Annotated in this window: 13 protein-coding genes; 7 read left to right on the top strand and 6 right to left on the bottom strand. The window is 44.7% G+C overall.

Annotated elements, in window-relative coordinates; translation table 11 throughout:
* Positions 1-3: 3 nt before the first annotated feature.
* Positions 4-252 (bottom strand): YfhL family 4Fe-4S dicluster ferredoxin, encoded by a 249-nt coding sequence (locus RAH45_RS02200; RefSeq protein WP_068405886.1) that lies wholly within the window; start codon positions 250-252, stop codon positions 4-6.
* Positions 253-373: 121 nt separating this feature from the next.
* On the bottom strand, positions 374-883 hold the full coding sequence (gene coaD, locus RAH45_RS02195; RefSeq protein ID WP_068405888.1) for a pantetheine-phosphate adenylyltransferase: 510 nt from the start codon (positions 881-883) through the stop codon (positions 374-376).
* A 248-nt stretch (positions 884-1,131) separates the two neighbouring features.
* Between coaD and smpB the strand changes: the two genes are divergently transcribed.
* A complete protein-coding gene (smpB, locus tag RAH45_RS02190) occupies positions 1,132-1,608 on the top strand; it encodes an SsrA-binding protein SmpB (protein ID WP_068405891.1) in 477 nt (158 codons plus the stop codon).
* Between the two features lie 114 nt (positions 1,609-1,722).
* Here the strand turns inward: smpB and rarD are convergent, their stop codons facing one another.
* Positions 1,723-2,745 carry an EamA family transporter RarD gene (gene rarD, locus RAH45_RS02185; RefSeq protein WP_306495441.1) on the bottom strand — a complete coding sequence of 341 codons (1,023 nt, stop codon included), beginning with the start codon at positions 2,743-2,745 and terminating at the stop codon, positions 1,723-1,725.
* 260 nt (positions 2,746-3,005) lie between these two features.
* Between rarD and RAH45_RS02180 the strand changes: the two genes are divergently transcribed.
* The 6 genes from RAH45_RS02180 to RAH45_RS02155 all read left to right on the top strand — a co-directional run bounded on the left by RAH45_RS02180 (position 3,006) and on the right by RAH45_RS02155 (position 9,462).
* Positions 3,006-3,473, top strand: a complete 468-nt coding sequence (locus RAH45_RS02180) for an Lrp/AsnC family transcriptional regulator (protein WP_068405899.1) — start codon at positions 3,006-3,008, stop codon at positions 3,471-3,473.
* A gap of 140 nt (positions 3,474-3,613) precedes the next feature.
* Positions 3,614-4,372, top strand: a complete 759-nt coding sequence (locus RAH45_RS02175; RefSeq protein WP_082894321.1) for a YidX family protein — start codon at positions 3,614-3,616, stop codon at positions 4,370-4,372.
* 229 nt (positions 4,373-4,601) lie between these two features.
* Positions 4,602-7,070 carry a YgiQ family radical SAM protein gene (locus RAH45_RS02170; RefSeq protein ID WP_068405902.1) on the top strand — a complete coding sequence of 823 codons (2,469 nt, stop codon included), beginning with the start codon at positions 4,602-4,604 and terminating at the stop codon, positions 7,068-7,070.
* Positions 7,071-7,563: 493 nt separating this feature from the next.
* The gene (locus RAH45_RS02165) at positions 7,564-7,977 is read left to right on the top strand and encodes a hypothetical protein (RefSeq protein WP_068405909.1); all 414 of its coding nucleotides are present in this window, start codon (positions 7,564-7,566) and stop codon (positions 7,975-7,977) included.
* A 209-nt stretch (positions 7,978-8,186) separates the two neighbouring features.
* The gene (locus RAH45_RS02160) at positions 8,187-8,720 is read left to right on the top strand and encodes a hypothetical protein (protein WP_068405912.1); all 534 of its coding nucleotides are present in this window, start codon (positions 8,187-8,189) and stop codon (positions 8,718-8,720) included.
* A 34-nt stretch (positions 8,721-8,754) separates the two neighbouring features.
* The gene (locus RAH45_RS02155; RefSeq protein ID WP_068405914.1) at positions 8,755-9,462 is read left to right on the top strand and encodes a hypothetical protein; all 708 of its coding nucleotides are present in this window, start codon (positions 8,755-8,757) and stop codon (positions 9,460-9,462) included.
* 77 nt (positions 9,463-9,539) lie between these two features.
* Here RAH45_RS02155 and ligA read toward each other — a convergent pair whose 3' ends face one another.
* The 3 genes from ligA to RAH45_RS02140 form a co-directional block, all read right to left on the bottom strand.
* Complete coding sequence (gene ligA, locus RAH45_RS02150; RefSeq protein WP_068405916.1) at positions 9,540-11,633, bottom strand: NAD-dependent DNA ligase LigA; 2,094 nt, start codon at positions 11,631-11,633, stop codon at positions 9,540-9,542.
* 265 nt (positions 11,634-11,898) lie between these two features.
* Positions 11,899-12,912 carry a cell division protein ZipA gene (locus tag RAH45_RS02145; protein ID WP_068405919.1) on the bottom strand — a complete coding sequence of 338 codons (1,014 nt, stop codon included), beginning with the start codon at positions 12,910-12,912 and terminating at the stop codon, positions 11,899-11,901.
* A 223-nt stretch (positions 12,913-13,135) separates the two neighbouring features.
* The gene (locus tag RAH45_RS02140) at positions 13,136-17,059 is read right to left on the bottom strand and encodes an AAA family ATPase (protein WP_068405922.1); all 3,924 of its coding nucleotides are present in this window, start codon (positions 17,057-17,059) and stop codon (positions 13,136-13,138) included.
* Between the last annotated feature and the right edge of the window lie 35 nt (positions 17,060-17,094).

The following is a 17,094-nucleotide window of genomic DNA, read 5'->3' as shown; positions in this document are numbered from 1 at the left end:
TTTTTATTTGCCAGTAATGCGTTTGTATTTTGCCAATAAATCGCTTTGGGTTTCGACGTGGTTTGGGTCATGCGGGATACAGTCGACAGGACAGATGACCACGCATTGCGGCTCATCAAAATGACCGACACACTCTGTACATAAATCAGGGTCGATGACATAAATATCATCGCCCTCTGAAATGGCTTCATTTGGGCAAGCAGGCTCGCAGACATCGCAATTGATGCATTCATCGGTAATTAATAACGCCATAAACTGCTCCTTATTTGCTAGCAGTTGATAATAAATGAGTACGTCCGTGGTTTACGATTACACTTAATATTAAACCACCAGCCCATCATTAAAGCTTAGCTTGTTAAGCGTTTAGCTAAATTTAGCTGCTGAGTTTTTGTATAAAAGCTTCTGAAACGCAAGGTGGCACAAATTTCGTCACATCGCCGCCAAGTTTGGCAATTTCACGAATCATGGTTGATGAGATAAACGAGTAATTTTGCGACGGCGTTAAAAATACCGCTTCAAAGTTTTCATCAAGCTCGCGATTCATATTGGCCAGCTGAAACTCATATTCAAAGTCTGACATCGCTCGCAGACCTCGTAATACGGCGGTGGCATTTTTTTCGCGCATAAAATCGACCAGCAAGCCTTCAAAGCCAATCACCGACACTTGCGGCAAATCCGTAAATACCGTCTCAACCAAATGCACGCGCTCTTCGAAGTCGAACAATGGTTTTTTATGATGACCAGAGGCCACGGCGATGACGACCTCATCGAACAATTTAGCCGCGCGTTTAACCAAGTCGACATGACCGTTGGTAATCGGGTCGAAGGTACCAGGGTATAAAATTTTGGTGTGCAATTTTGAAGAAGTAGCAGAAAGGCTCATAACAGGGCTAATATGGTTAATGATAATGACCCATATGCTAGCAAATTTTGCTCAAACTTCCTACTTATCTGCTACATTTGTCCTAACAGCCGATTTACCTTTTCGCTGTGCGCTTTGCTACAATAGGCGGTTCGACTCATCGCTCTTAATAGGTAAAAAAATATCTACATTTAAGGGTTAGAATGAGGAACAGTTAGACCGGGACAATTTATACAAACCATGTAGTTTGAAGTCCTTATGGAGAAATTATGTCAAAAAAATCAAAAAAACCTGACAATCAAATCTGTGCCAATAAAAAAGCTCGTCACGAGTATTTTATTGAAGAGACCTTTGAGGCAGGTCTATCGTTACAAGGCTGGGAAGTGAAGGCCATTCGTGCCGGTAAAATGACCATTACCGAAGCGTATATTATCTTTCGTAATAATGAGGCGTTCTTGTTTGGCGCCCATATCCAGCCGCTGCTTTCAAGCTCAACGCATGTCAGCCCTGATAGCATCCGTACCCGTAAGCTGCTGCTTAATCGCCGCGAAATTGAGAAACTCATGGGCGCGGTCAATCAAAAAGGCTATGCCTGCGTACCATTATCTTGCTATTGGAAAAACTCTTTAGTGAAATGCCAAATTGCGCTTGCCGTTGGTAAAAAGCAGCATGATAAACGTAAAACGCTAAAAGACCGCGACTGGGAGCGTGATAAGCAGCGCGGCTTTAAGCAGCATTTGGATTAAAATTTTCGTAAGATAAGTTTTAATCTAATGTAAAAAGGACGATTCAGCATATTGTTGAGTCGTCCTTTTTTATGACATTGCTAAGGTAAACTTATTAATTTAACGGAGCAAATTTTAGACCGTTTGGGCAATTTTGCTCACTTTTGACTCTTTATGAGCGCGGCGTAATTGACGGATACCGTGCGCGATTAGGCAAGCGATTCCGAGCCAAATTAAGCCATAACTATAAATCATCGCTGATTCAAAAGGATTGCCCAAGACAGTGATTGCTAAGATAAATAATAATGCTGGCTCGATATAGCTCATCATACCGTAAACGTTGACGGGTAACATTTGACTGGCATCAACATTGGTTTTCATCGCGAGCACGCTAAGCATGCCAAGTCCTACCAACATCATGATAAAAAAGCTAGAGCTGCCAACCAATCCTAAACTGCTCGGCGCAATGAATAATAAATAGGCGACGGCAAACGGTGCAAAGATGGTCAAATCCACCAGCAAACCTGTAATCGCGCCGATACCTTGTAGGCGGCGTAAGATATAATAAACAGGATAAGTGCCGCAGACCCAAAGCGTCGCCCAAGAAACACTTTGGGTACGTACAATCTCACTACCGACGCCGAGGGCGGCAAAGCCAACGGCCAACCATTGCAGACGGCTTAATTTTTCGCCAAATAGGACGCAACCAAACACCACCATCATCAGTGGAAAGAGAAAATAACCCATTGCGGTTTGCACGCCTTGACCATTAACTGGCGCCCACATAAACAGCCAAAACTGGCTGAGAAATATCGGCGTTGGTAATAATAACCATACCCATTGCTTTACCGTGCGCAGCGCCTTTAATTTATCAAGATGTAAACCTAAACGCCCACTAATCAGCAAATACCCTATTAGCGCCGCCCACATCGCTAGCATGCGCCAGATAAAAACTTGCGTACCTGACAATGGCGCCAAAAAACTGCTATAGGCATAAAGCACACCAAATAACAGGTTTGATAATATCGCCAGCGCCACGCCCATTATTAATGTACGCTGCTGCGCACTACCTGCCGTCCAAACAGCAGGCAACGGCAAGCGTGAAACGGTAGCTGCGAGCATATTAGTAGAGACATTAGAGGGCGTTGGGTTGGACATGATAAGCACCGTAAATATAGATAGACGTTAGAAGGCTTAGCGATTGTTTTTATTTTTGCAAACGGAGTTATTAATGCGCTTTGATTAATAACGTCTATTTTACTAAGATGCTATGAGAAATTATTTCTATATAATCTTTTATTAGAATAAATTTACTTCGGAAATTACTAAAACTTAGTTATTTTCTTATATTTATATCATTAACAATAATATTTATAATAAAAATATTAATATTTGTGATTTTCTAGGGAAGAGATACTGTGAGCCATATTTTAGACGATACCGATAAAGCGATTTTAAATTTGCTACAGGACGATGCGACTTTGCCGTTAAAAACGGTCGCAGAACGTGTACATGTTTCTATCGCTACCACCCAGCGCCGTATTCAAGCATTAATAGATAGCGGTGTGATTACCAAACAAGTCGCTATTGTTGATCCAAATAAGGTCGGTTACGGACTGACGGCAGTGGTCATGATAGAGATGTCGCGCTCCAATACCTCGATGCAGCATCGATTTGAGCGCTTAATGCATGATCAGCCGCGAGTAATGAGCTGCTATGAAGTGTCAGGAGATGCCGATTTTATGTTGATGGTCAATGCCAAAAACATGAACGATTATCATGAATTTACCCGTAATTTGCTGACTTACGAGAACAATGTGCGCAGCTTTAAAAGCCAGTTTGTAATGAACTTTACCAAGAGCGGCACCAAGATTTTGCTTGATTAATATCAGCTACAAAGCCCATGCAATTTTTATCATTAATAAAAGTGGATAAGTCATCGCTAAAACAGGTACGATAGCAACGAATGTTTGGCATTAAATGCTAGATAAACTATCAACCGTATAGCAGACAAGGAAGCCTGATAATGAGTAAAAAGATACCGCCTATCGATACCAATAAGAATGCTCAGACCCTATCGAAGTTATTCAATCCAAAAACCTTATTAACAGGCGCATCACTTGCGGCATTGCTTGCCAGCTCAGGCTGCGCCACCAGCTCTTTATTAGAAAGTGACAATCACGTCAGCACCAAAGCTAGCAAGCAAATCTTGTCTGAAGACCAAATTGTCGCCTTTGGTCGTCCTGCGCAGGCATTACCAAAAATGCCCAACGCTACCATGGTTATCGTCGGTGAAAAGAACAGCTATGTGCTGACCCAAGGCGGGACGGAAATGATTGGTTTATTAAGCAATCTGACGCCAAAAAATATCCACGTCGATAACGACATGAGTTTTTATGTGCCCAATAATGATGGCTATTTTCAGGGTGAAATGAAGCTGTCGTATGCCAAATTAAAAGATGAATTCCAGCGCTCAGATTATCAATTCTTTTTGCAAAACAATGGGCGCGACTGTACTTCAGCCAGCGACCAACGCATCAATGCTCAGCGCTTTTGCTTTAGCGTGCCTGTCAAAGGTGCTATCTATCCGCAAGTGAGTAATTTAAGCTTGATTCAATCTAATTACCGCGCTTTAAGTAAACCTTATACGGTCAGTTTTTATACTCAAAATCATCAACAACAAGTGTCTCGTAGCGGTGCCAATACCGCGCAAAAGCTGGTGTTATTGCCATTTGCCTTAGCCTTTGATGTAGTCACCTTTCCCTTTCAACTATTAGATCAATAAATTTTTTAGTTTAATTCATACATAAACAAAGAAGGGTTGTTAACGTTTAATAATCCTTCTTAGTAAGAGATTATCCCAAACTATCAATAACTTACCTCGCTATTATAAAATCTCTTTTTTACATAATGAAAGCAATTCATGTTAAAATGAGCGCTTTTAAATGAGCCGTTGTTTATAAATAACGATAACGGCTTTTTTAGTGCCACTTTTTTAATTAACAGGTCCGCTCATGTCTGCCGATACCATCGCCCGCACCGCCTTTAAACAAGGCACCAAACCACTTTACGACTACGACAAACATTGGGCGAGCTGCTACGAGCCTGCGCCTTATTTGCCAATGAGCCGCAAAGAAATGGACGATTTGGGCTGGGATGCCTGTGATGTCATCATCATCTCAGGCGATGCCTATGTCGACCACCCAAGCTTTGGCATGGCGATTATCGGCCGTTTATTAGAAGCGCAAGGCTTTCGCGTCGGTATCATTGCCCAGCCAGATTGGAAGAGCAAAGATGCCTTTATGGAGCTTGGCAAACCGGTTTACGCGTATGGTGTGACCGCCGGCAACATGGATAGCATGATTAACCGCTATACCGCCGATCGTAAAATCCGAAGTGATGACGCTTACTCGCCCGGTAACGTGGCTGACAAACGTCCTGACCGCGCCGCTATCGTTTATAGCCAGCGCTGCCGCGAAGCCTATCCTGATGTTCCTATTATCTTGGGCGGAATCGAAGGCAGTTTACGCCGAATCGCTCATTATGATTATTGGTCAGACAAAGTCCGCCGCAGTATCTTGATGGATGCGCGCGCTGATGTCTTGTTATATGGCAATGCTGAGCGTGCCATCGTCGATGTGGTGCATGGTTTATCAAAAGGTTACACCTTTGAACAAATGAGCAGTTTGCGCGGTACGGCGTACTTATTGACCCCGACCCGCCGTCATTGGCAAGCGGGCATGACCGAGGTTGCTAGCAATGATGTCGATACCGTTGGCCGCGTTGATCCCATTATTAATCCGTATGTCATGACTGAAGACGTTGATCAATGCTCAATCGAGCAAGATAAGACTAGCCCCTCACCCGTTGGACAAGCTACGTCAGCAATGACAGGCATGTCAGCCCAATATGCGAAACAGTATCAAGGCTTTGTCGCCGAACCCGTGACCAATAAAGTCTTAAATGCTGAGCAAGTCGATGAAGATACGCAAGTGGTGCAAATGCGCGGCTTTGATAAACCACAAACCGCACGTAAACATAAACTTAAAATGCCGCCGCGTGAGCAAACGGTCATTCGCCTGCCTGATTATGAGCACGTCAAAGCTGACCCAGTGTTGTACGCACATGCCAACCGTATCTTACACCTTGAAACCAATCCGGGTAACGCGCGTGCCTTGGTGCAGCGTCATAGTAGCGGCGCTGGTAACTCGCATACCTCGATTGACGTTTGGCTCAATCCGCCACCGATTCCGCTCTCAACCGAAGAGATGGATTACGTCTTTGATTTGCCGTACGCGCGTCTGCCGCATCCAAGCTATGGCGATGCGCGCATTCCTGCTTATGACATGATTAAATTTTCGGTCAATATCATGCGTGGCTGTTTTGGCGGTTGTACGTTTTGCTCAATCACTGAGCACGAAGGTCGTATTATTCAAAACCGCTCAGAAGAGTCTATCTTGCGTGAAGTTGAAGCGATTCGTGATACGGCGCCAAACTTTACTGGCGTTATTTCTGACCTTGGTGGGCCGACCGCCAATATGTATCGACTCAACTGTAAAGACGAGACGATAGAGAAGAACTGCCGTAAGCCGTCTTGTGTCTATCCTGATGTCTGCGATAACTTGATTACCGATCACAGTAATTTAACCCAGCTATACCGTAAAGCGCGTGATATCAAAGGCGTGAAAAAGATTCTTATCGCCTCAGGTTTGCGTTATGACTTGGCGATTAAAGACCCTGAATACGTCAAAGAATTGGTCAGCCATCATGTTGGCGGTTATCTAAAGATTGCCCCTGAGCACTCTGAAGAAGCGGTACTGTCAAAAATGATGAAACCTGGCATGGGCAACTACGATAAATTCAAAGCCATGTTTGAGCAGTACAGCCAAGAGGCCGGCAAAGAGCAATATCTGATTCCGTACTTTATCGCCGCTCACCCCGGCACTAGAGACGAGGATATGATGAATCTTGCGCTGTGGCTAAAAAGTCATGGCTACCGCGCTGACCAAGTACAGGCGTTTTATCCGAGTCCGATGGCGACCGCGACCACCATGTACCATACGCATAAAGACCCACTGCATAAAGTGAGTCGCAGTGAGGGCGATATGGATATCGTCAAGTCTGGCAAGCAGCGTAAACTGCATAAAGCTTTCTTACGTTATCATGACCCAAAAAACTGGGTCATGCTGCGTAAAGCGCTGCAAGATATGGGACGTGGGGATTTGATTGGTAAAGGTCGCGGCTGCTTAATCCCGCCATTTAACGCCAGTTTAGAAGGTCGCGATGCCGCGCAAGACAGCTATCAATCGGCGCGTAAAAAGAACAGTCGCTTGGGCAATGACTCAGTGAAACGCAGTAATAATAGTCCTAACGCTGCAAAAAACACCTCGGGTAAAAGCACATCGAGCAAAAATCACAAAAAAGTCAGTAAAGGCAACTTCCAAACACAGCATACAGGTCTGCCACCGCGTAAGACTAAATAGTTCAATACGAAACAGTTAAGCAGCTGTTAACGTTTTTTTGTCTTAACCATGCCCAAATTAAAGCGCCTATCAGCTCAGCAGTCGATAGGCGCTTTTTTATGTTTTGCCCATTAAATATATTGGTCTTTTTAAATAACTGTTTGAGCTTATAGTCAAAATATCCTAAAAACGCGGCGGTATTGCTGATATCAATTTTTTGTAGCCTCTGTCTGCGTAGGCACAGCAAGCAAGAAAAATTGATATTAGCAGTGCGTGATGTATTGATATTATTTTTCATCCGCTATAGTTATTTTACAAAGGCTATTAAGGTCAGCGTTACATTAACCAGTGTTTAAGTAACTTAACGAACATGTAACAAACAATTTCTAACATTATCTAGAAAGTCTTTTCGTTAACATAGGCGCTATATGCATAAGGCGCCGTTAAAAAGCGCACGATTAGAAAAAGCATAGTCGAAAAATACCTGCTAATTTTTACATTTTTGGAGAATGCCATGAATACCCTAACCAAAGTTGCTGTTGCCCTACCTACTCTAGCGCTACTTAGTGCCTGTGCGACCACCGCACCTACTACGCCAAACAAAACCCCTGCGTCAGAAAGCGTGACCGATGTCGCCTATGACCGTATGGCGCCAGCCCCTTATACCTGTACCGATGACAGCAAAATCTTGGCAAAACAGTCAATCAATAAAAAACAAGTTATGCTAAATGCGACTTTACCTAAAGTAAACTGGGCCGACCAACCTATCATTCTAAATGGCGGCGTCCAAGGTGATACGGCAAGCTATGTCAATGAGTCAAACCCAGAAGTAGTCTATGCTTGGCACATGAAAGAAGACAAAGGTATCCTTGCAATGAAATGGGCAGACGGTAAAGAATACCAAGTAAACTGCCAAATAGGCAGATAATGATTTTGGTTTAATCGTGCATTAATAATGATTAACCTATCATTGTTCAATCTAGCAATAATATAAACAGTCATCGAATGGTGGCTGTTTTTTTATGGCTGGAAATTTAAAAGCGTACTCGCCAATGCTTTATTTTATTATGCTAGAGAAGCAACGCGAAAACTGGCAAAATAGCGCTCATAATAATTGCATGATAAAAGGATAGTTCGATGGTTAAGCGTCTCATAAGTATGATGATAATGGCTAGCATAGGCTTGGCGGCACTAATGAGCTGCGATAATAGCGCCAACGATTCTAATGACACTGCTAAATCTTCTACTACGCAAACACCTGACGCAGCAGACGTGCATACTATCGACTGGTCATTGGTCGCAAGCGGCGAAAAAGCTGTTGACCCTGCCAACTATGATTATCCGTTTGCGCTTGATAGCCAAAATGTGCGCGATTATGCGGAGTATTTCGGTGTGGATAATGCCACCGCGCAGCACAATCTGACCGTAAGTATGGCAAGCAATGAAGCCCTCTCAAAAGTACTCGATCAGCTTAGCGAAACCTATACTTCACATGAGCTAACCGATGATAAAGAGATGAAACTTATTATTTATACCACGTCCGATGTCGCTGCCAGTCGCTATGATTACGTGCTGTCCGATGACTTTGCTAAGGGACTGGTATTACCTATCGTGATTCAGCCGGATAGTAAGAAGGGTGAGGTTAAAGGACATGGAGAGGTGGCGAAATAGAAGGGTAATTAATCTTATAAAATAAGGCAATTAAATGACTGAGAACATGCAAGAAAGATGCACTATAGACCTTTCAAGTCCTTTTTGGCTACATTACCTATCTTTAGAGAAATCTCTCAAGGAAATAAGTGAATATATAGCTATCAATGAAGATAATTCTAAAAGCTATTCATTTAAAAATATGCAATTGTATTTTGCAATTTGTACTGAGATAGATAGTATATTTAAGCATATAAGAGATAACTTACATCTAAAGAAAATAGAAAGGCCTAACATAGGTCATCACATAAAGATGATTAAAGACTATTTCCCCAAAATCGAAGAAACCATTCTAACGCTTAATATGAGCGGATTCGACTTAGACTTTCAACCTTTTAGCATCTTATTTGAAAATACTAAAACAGAAAAAAGTAATGAGGACGTAGAAAAAAATTCAAACTATGAAGGTTGGTGGAAAGACTATAATTCAGTCAAGCACCAAAGGCTTGAAAACTTCAAAAAGGCTAATTTAGAAAACCTACTAAACTCATTTGCAGCCCTACATATATTAAACTTAGTTTATGTTATCAGTTTGGAAGAAAAACTAGTACCTATATATGACAAAGTATTAATTCAAGCAAATGCTTTACGCGACTATCCTTTCTTTCAAGTTAGAGGAAGTGAAGTTATAAGATATGTTGGTGGCGGTGGCGACTTTTACGGTTGTTATTTAAGCAATAAGCATATCTATTCAGAAAATTAAAATAGCTATAATGTCATAGACTTAAAATGATGCGGGTTACGCTATCGTTAACCCACTATACCATTTAACCTTAACCCCTATACTTTTTTCAACATCGCCAAGAACTCTTCTTCACCCACCACTTTCACGCCAAGTTTTTCAGCTTTAGCCATTTTCGAGCCAGCTTTATCACCTGCCAATAGCGCGGTGGTTTTTGCCGAGATACTACCTGACACTTTTGCACCCAGCGCTTGTAGCTTAGCTTTGGCTTCATCGCGTGCCATGCTATCAAGCGCGCCGGTGATGACCCATGTTTGCCCATCGAGCGGCAATCCCTCTGACAGCACTTGCTCAACCTTAACCCAATGCACGCCCGCTTCGCGCAGTGCGGTGATGACTTCGATATTATGCGGAGCGCGGAAAAACTCATGAATAAGCTCGGCAGTAATCGCCCCAACATCAGGCGTTTGTAAGAGCTTATCAATATCTGCTGCCATCAGGGCATCAAGGTCGCCAAATTGTTGTGCCAAATTCTGTGCTGTTGTCTCACCGACGCCGCGAATACCGAGCGCATAAATAAAACGTGCCAGCGTCGTCTGTTTACTGGCTTCGATAGCATTAACGATGTTTTGCACCGACTTTTCGCCCAATTTTTCAAAATTAATCAGCTCGTCCGTATGTTTATGTAACTGATAGATATCGGCGACGGTCTTGACCAAACCGTGCTCAAAAAAGCTAATCAGCCAACTTGCGCCTAAGCCATCGATATCCATCGCCCGGCGTGAGACAAAATGAATGAGGGCTTCTTGCTGCTGCGCGGGACAAAACAATCCGCCAGTACAGCGTGCCAACGCTTCGCCTTCGGGCAAGACCACAGGCGAGTCGCAGACAGGGCAAATCGCTGGCAATTTAACCGGCTCTGAATCTGCTGGACGTTGATCAACCCAAACGCGGGTGACTTTGGGGATGACATCGCCTGCACGGTGGACGCTGACCATATCGCCTGCGCGCACGTCTAAGCGCTGAATTTCACCAAAGTTATGCAAGGTGACATTGCTGACGGTAACGCCGCCGACTTTGACTGGCTCTAACTTACCAACTGGGGTAATTTGCCCCGTACGTCCGACTTGCCATTCGATATCATTTACACGCGTCATCACCGTTTCGGCAGGGAATTTATACGCCGTTGCCCAGCGCGGCTCACGCGATAAAAAGCCAAGCTGCTGCTGCAATGCCAAGTTATTAACCTTGATGACCATGCCATCAATTTCAAACGGCAGCTGACTACGGGTTTCAATCATCGACTCATAATAGGCTTGTGCTTCACGCGGGTTTTTTACCACTCTGACCGCGCTGACGCTAAAACCTATGTCACCAAGCCAAGCCAAGGCGGCTGATTGAGTTTCTATATTTTCAGGTAAACCTTGATTGACTGAATAACAATAAAAGGCCAGCGGACGGCTAGCAGCAATAGCGGGGTCAAGCTGACGTAAGCTACCAGCGGCGGCATTACGAGGATTGGCAAAGGTTTTATCACCCTTTTCTTCTGCTAGGCGATTGAGACGCTCAAAACCTGCTTTTGGCATCAGTACTTCACCGCGTACTTCTAATAATGGAATCTCGCTTGCCGCCGTAAGCCAAAGCGGTAGATTACGAATGGTTTTGGCATTTTGGGTAATATCCTCGCCGGTTTGCCCATCACCGCGCGTCACCGCTTGCACAAATTGACCATATTCGTATTTGAGTGACACCGCCAAACCATCAAGCTTTAGCTCAATTTCGTATTCAGGATTTTTCTGCGCGTCATTGAGACGATCATTGACGCGGCGCATAAAGCCATGCAGCTCGTCATAATCAAAAACATTGCCAAGCGATAGCATGGGTACGTCGTGCCTGACTTGGGTAAAGGCGGATAGCGGCGTATCGCCAACTTGATTGATTGGGCTATCGGGCTGTATTAAGTCAGGGTACGCCTCTTCAAGCTCCAATAAAGAGCGCCGCAGCTGATCGTATTCGCTGTCTTCTAAAATCGGATTATCAAGCACATAATAGGCATAATTATGCGTTTTTAAATTATCAATAAGCGTGCGCATTTGAGCAGCGATGGCAGCAGCATTGTCTGCAGATTGGGTATCGGCAGTATTTTTAGAAGCAGTATTTTTAGAAGCAGTCGGTACAATAGGATCAGTCATAGTCGGCGTCTTTTTTTTGCAATTCAAGATGCCGATATGATAACAAGTTTGCAGGTTAGTCGGATATGATTTTGTTGAAAACTCATCCTGTAGAGAGCCGCTTCTGTAGAGAACTAGGTTTATAGAAAACTAAATTTATAGAGAATCAGGCGAATGAAAGGCTCTTAAATCAAAAGTTAAAAATTAAAAAAGGCAAATAACGTCAAGCGCTATTTGCCTTTTACAATACTTTAGGAATAATTTTAACCGTTTATCTATTCAGATTTTACCCTTCATAATCGCGAACTTGGTTACGCAATTGCTGTTTATATTCTGGGGTAATGGGGTCATTGTCTTCGTCAAGCATCACGGCGTCCAAATCGCTTGCCATCATATAGGCAATACTCATCATACTGTCAAAGCTGCGTAGCGCTTGCGGATGCGGCAACGATAAAAAGAGCACCACGCCATTGTAAGTATTGGTCGCCACACTATGCGGGTCAAAAGGCGCGATACCACTATCCGTAATGCCCATCATGCTAAACCACAGCATGCCGGTGCCGTCTTTTTGCTCATAGCGATGGAACATATTCATCGCGCCATAACGCAAACCATATTTATCCACTAACGCCAGCAAATCACGCCCACGAATTACTGCTGCTGGGCGGTCGCGATACTGATGCGGCAAGATAGTGATATTGATATTGTCTTTGGCATTAATTAACGGTCCGTTTTGCGCTTCATCAACTGGCTCTGAGAGATGCTGATCGAGTATCGGGCTATTATTATCAAAGCTTGGTTCGTCAGCGGTATCAATGACTGGCATTAAACTGTCCGTCGCTGACATGAGGCTGGAAAACGCGTCCGGCTCTTGCTCGATATGCATCTGCTCAGCTACTTCGGTAAACTCGCTGTTATCCGCTCGCTGCTGCTCCTCTTGCCAGCGCGCATAGTCGGCGTCATCTACCACGCCATTATCCTCATTACTATCATGGCGGGCAGCAGTTAGTTGGGTATCGACATTGCTATGCGCCTCTGTCAATGGCTCTTCTTCGACCACGGCATTGAGATAACTGCGATCAGGGGCGATGCTGGTTTCACCTGCGACCGTATCATCCAAGTCTGGCTGCTCGACGATATTGCGCTCATGACGCGGAATAATGGGAATACCGTTTTTATCATAATTGACCGCGGCAGCCTCAGCAGTTTTGCGCCGTTTAAAGCTGCGAATGACCATAAATAGCCCTGCAAGCACGATAAATGCGGCAATGGCGATCAAGATAAACTGGATAGCGGTCATGAGAAATACATCCTAATATATGACAAAAGGGAGAGTACAAGTGCGAAGAAATGGCAATAGTCTAGCATGGCTAATGCATATCGTCACCATATAGTCAGCGTTTATCATTGGCCCTAAAGCCTTCACTGACTAATTTTCCGACTACTCGCCTGACGTTAAATGCTAGCCCTAACTATACCACTGACAAGCGCTTGCCGTTATTAATTATTTTGCTACTGGGCGCTCAATCAGAAAGGTAATTTGCTGCCTCATCAAGCGACACACTGACTAAAGTAGAAATCCCCGCGCTTGGCATGGTGACGCCTTTTAATTCATCAGCAATCTGCATCGTCAGCTTATTATGACTGATAAAAATAAACTGCAAGTCATCTGCCAACTCATTTATCAAGCTGGTAAAGCGGGCGACGTTGGCATCATCAAGCGGTGCATCGACTTCATCGAGCACACAAAATGGTGCCGGATGCTGTTTGAATATCGCAAAAATTAAGCTAAGCGCGGTCAAGGTTTTCTCACCGCCTGACAGTACCGCTAGGCGACTATTGCGCTTACCTTTTGGCTGTGCCATTAAGGTCAACCCTGCCCGCCACTGTTCTGACTTTGGCGCATTGGCAGGCATCTCGTCCGTATTAAGCGTTAAGCTTGCTTGCCCGCCACCAAAGACTTTAGCAAATAAATTGGCAAGCTCGTTATTGACCGCATCGAGCGTCTGCATAAACAAGGTCTTGGTGGTTTCATCAATTGAGTCAATCGCTTCCGTCAAGGTCTGCATACTGGCGGCAATATCTGCGGTCTGCTGCGCAAGTGGCTCTAAGCGCTCATTAACTTCTGCCAATTCTGCTACTGCGGCGAGATTGACCGCGCCAATTTTACTTAATTGCTGCTCAAGCTTCGCGCGTTCAGATTCTAATTCTGCGATTTTATCTGGGCGGACGCGGCGATCATGGGCGATAAAATCCGCCAATAAATTTGAGACGCTCATCACTTGTTGCTGATGCTGCTGAACTGTGTCCGATTGCGCTTGATATTTATGGCTGATCTTGTAATAAGCCTCTAGCGCTTCTTGGGTATGGCTACTGGCATCTTCTAATTTTGCAGCGCTTAATGCCAGCTCAGTGGCAAGACCGGCAAGCTCAGATTGCTGCATTTGCAAGTCGTTTTGCAGTGTATCTAATTCAGTCTGCTGCTGATTATATTCCCCTTTAAGCGCTGTTAATGCCGTTTCGCGTGTGGTTAATACTGCCTGCTGCTCATCGCGTGCTTTCTGTGCTGTTTGCAATGCTACTTGCAAAGCTGGTAGTTTATTTTTCTGCTGCTCGTGACGCGCCTCTAGACTTTGCTCGTTTTGCAGCGACTTTTCATGCTGCGCAGTTGCCCGAGCAAGACTGCTGACACTATGCTCTAAGCGCATCTCGCTCTGCTGAATACGCAGCTGCATTGCTTGCCAAGCGTCATCATCTACCTGCCGCGCACGATTTAGCTCACTGCGCTCGGACTGTAATTGCTGACTTAATAAACGCGCATCGGCTATTTGCGGCGTTAGCGCTGCTATCTCACTTTGGATATGCTGCTGCTCATGAGTTAGGGTCTGCTGTTCTTGCTCTAATTCTTGTTGCTCTTGCTCAAGGGCAACTTTATCAGCATTGAGGCGTTGACTGTCCGCTTGTAGGCGTTCTGCATTGGCGCGCTTGGTGGTGAGCTGTTGCTGGTGTTGGTGTTTATCGCGAGTTAATTGCTCAGCTTGCGCGCGCGTTTCTTCTAAGCTGACCATCAGGGCATCATAGTTGCGTTGGTGATTAGCAATCGCCTTTTGCTGCTCTTGTATTTTAGTCTCGAACTCATCAAGTAAATCTTCTAACGCTTGTAAACGGCTGCGTTGCTGCAAACGTTGGCTTAAAAACTGATTATTGCTATCGTTTTGACCATTTTGCGCGCTAGCAAATTTGCTCAAATTAGTCGTACCCTGACGACTGATAAACCAGCCGTCCGAGGTTAGTAAAATAGCGGATGCTGGCAATGCTTTTAAAGTAACAGCCAAATCTTCCAATGTTTGCTGAGTATTCGTTTTAGATGGCGCGGTATATAGATAACAGTGCTGCCACAACGCTAAATTTGGTGCAGTAATCAACTCTGATAACGACAATACTTTATCCGTTAAGTGATTTGGCAAAGCACTGATAAATGATTTTGCGCCTTTATCATTTGTCTGAGCAGGTAGCCATAGACTATGACCATTTTCTAGCTGCGATTTATTCTTTGAATTGTCGTTCTCGTTTTGCGTGGTTTGATAAGTAAATAAATCTGTTAAATCCTGCTCGAGCGCTTGCCATAAACTATCAGCTTTTTGAGAATTGTCATTAATCTTTTTATCGCTTGACTGCTTAGAAATCAGCACATGGCTATCCAACCATAACGCCAACACACTATCGAGTAGCTCGGCATGCTGCTGCCCTTTGGCACTTAACTCAATCTGCTCACGCAAGGTGGTAATCGATAATTCGTTTCCTAAATCATTGTTTAAATCGGCGGTTTTGGCATGATGAATAGGCAGCTGGTTTTTTGATAAAGGCTTCGGATGTAATATCTGATGCAGTGTATCGTATTCACCTGCCAAGACCGCGTGACGTTTTTCATCCTCGCTTAACTCGCGCCGTTGAGTGTTTAAGCGTTGCTGTAACTGATGCGCTTGCGGTTGTAGCTCGGATAGGCGCTCATCGATACTGTCTTGCTGACGCTCAATCTGTTGCAGCTGTTTATTGAGCTCAGTCACTTGTGCATTTAACGTCTGCTGTAAACTTTTCGTATCAGCGTCATTTTGCAAACCAGCACTTTCGACTGGTGATAACGACTGTTGTAATTGCTGCCAGAGATTTTGCCAGTTTTGCTGGCGGCGCTGCCATTTATCATGGTTTTGCTGCTGGCGTTTTTGCGCTTGGTTATTAATCGCTTGCTGCTGCTCAAGAGCGCGCGCATTATCTTGCAGGCGGGACAGCTGGTTTTGCGCATCATGGTAAGCGCGCTGCAACGGTTGTTCATTGCGTTTATGCCTGTCGCGTTTATCGTTAAGCTTACTAAGCTGTGGGCGCAACTCCTCTAATATATTTTGCTGCTCGGCCTGCTCAGCTTTTAAACGTTCAATTTCACTCACCGCTTGCTGACGCTGCTGCTCTAAACTGTTCAGTTGCTGTGCAATTACGTTTAATTGTGATTTAGCATCGCTAAGCTCATGCTCCGCTTGTTGATAGCTTAGCTGCTGCTGATAGTGGCTACTTTGGGCATTGTCTTTTAGCCATTGTTCTTGATTGATATGAGCCGCAAGCTTGTCTTGTTTGGCTTTTAGCGCTTCATAACTGGCTTGTAAAACAGCAACTTCACTAGCGCTGCGCTCATGAGCGATTTTTTGCTGCTGCTGATGATGCTTTGCTTGATAAAGCTGTTGAATGGCAAGCTGTTGTTTGATATCGGCAAGCGCTAACGCTAGCTCTTCATAACGCTCGGCACTGGCCGCTTGCTTAGACAAGCGTTTTTGTTGGCTCACCAGCTCGCTTTGCATATCGTGTAGACGGGCTAAATTATCCTGGGTTTTCTCAAGTTTCTTTTGCGTTTCCTCACGGCGCGCTTGATAACGAGAAACACCAGCGGCCTCTTCGATAAATTCACGTAATTGTAGCGGGCTAGATTCAACAATCCGTCCAATCATACCTTGCTCGATGACCGCATAACTGCGCGCGCTAAGCCCTGTACCCAAGAACACATCGACCACATCACGGCGGCGACAGCGCGTGCCATTGATAAAGTAGTCCGAGCGCCCCTCCAAATTTACCTGTCGGCGGACGGACAGCTCGTGATAGAGATTAAACTCATGGCGAATCCCCGTCTGCTCATCTTGCGTATGCTCAAAGGTCAGCTCAACACTGGCAACGCTTTTGGCGGCTTTATCTTGCGTGCCGGCAAAGATGACATCACTCATCGCCCCGCCGCGTAATTGCTTGGCGGAAGTTTCGCCCAATACCCAGCGAATGGCATCAATGACGTTGGATTTGCCGCAGCCGTTTGGCCCGACGATGGCGGTGATACCATGACGGAAGGTAAAAGTGGTTGGATTGGCAAAGGATTTAAAGCCTGCCAGCTTGAGAGATTTTAGGCGCATGAAATATCGATAGACTTAGCAAAAACAGGCGGCTA

The sequence above is a fragment of the Psychrobacter sp. van23A genome (genome assembly GCF_030845275.1).
Classification (GTDB): domain Bacteria; phylum Pseudomonadota; class Gammaproteobacteria; order Pseudomonadales; family Moraxellaceae; genus Psychrobacter; species Psychrobacter faecalis.
The sequence above is the reverse complement of the archived record's forward strand: the minus strand, read 5'-3'. Positions and strand labels throughout refer to the sequence as shown.

Coding starts and splice junctions, on each gene's coding strand:
- RAH45_RS02140 (WP_068405922.1), bottom strand. CDS start 17,059: ATGCGCCTAAAATCTCTCAAGCTGGCAGGCTTTAAATCCTTTGCCAAT.
- RAH45_RS02200 (WP_068405886.1), bottom strand. CDS start 252: ATGGCGTTATTAATTACCGATGAATGCATCAATTGCGATGTCTGCGAG.
- RAH45_RS02155 (WP_068405914.1), top strand. CDS start 8,755: ATGACTGAGAACATGCAAGAAAGATGCACTATAGACCTTTCAAGTCCT.
- rarD (WP_306495441.1), bottom strand. CDS start 2,745: ATGTCCAACCCAACGCCCTCTAATGTCTCTACTAATATGCTCGCAGCT.
- RAH45_RS02170 (WP_068405902.1), top strand. CDS start 4,602: ATGTCTGCCGATACCATCGCCCGCACCGCCTTTAAACAAGGCACCAAA.
- RAH45_RS02165 (WP_068405909.1), top strand. CDS start 7,564: ATGAATACCCTAACCAAAGTTGCTGTTGCCCTACCTACTCTAGCGCTA.
- RAH45_RS02145 (WP_068405919.1), bottom strand. CDS start 12,912: ATGACCGCTATCCAGTTTATCTTGATCGCCATTGCCGCATTTATCGTG.
- coaD (WP_068405888.1), bottom strand. CDS start 883: ATGAGCCTTTCTGCTACTTCTTCAAAATTGCACACCAAAATTTTATAC.
- RAH45_RS02160 (WP_068405912.1), top strand. CDS start 8,187: ATGGTTAAGCGTCTCATAAGTATGATGATAATGGCTAGCATAGGCTTG.
- smpB (WP_068405891.1), top strand. CDS start 1,132: ATGTCAAAAAAATCAAAAAAACCTGACAATCAAATCTGTGCCAATAAA.
- RAH45_RS02175 (WP_082894321.1), top strand. CDS start 3,614: ATGAGTAAAAAGATACCGCCTATCGATACCAATAAGAATGCTCAGACC.
- ligA (WP_068405916.1), bottom strand. CDS start 11,633: ATGACTGATCCTATTGTACCGACTGCTTCTAAAAATACTGCTTCTAAA.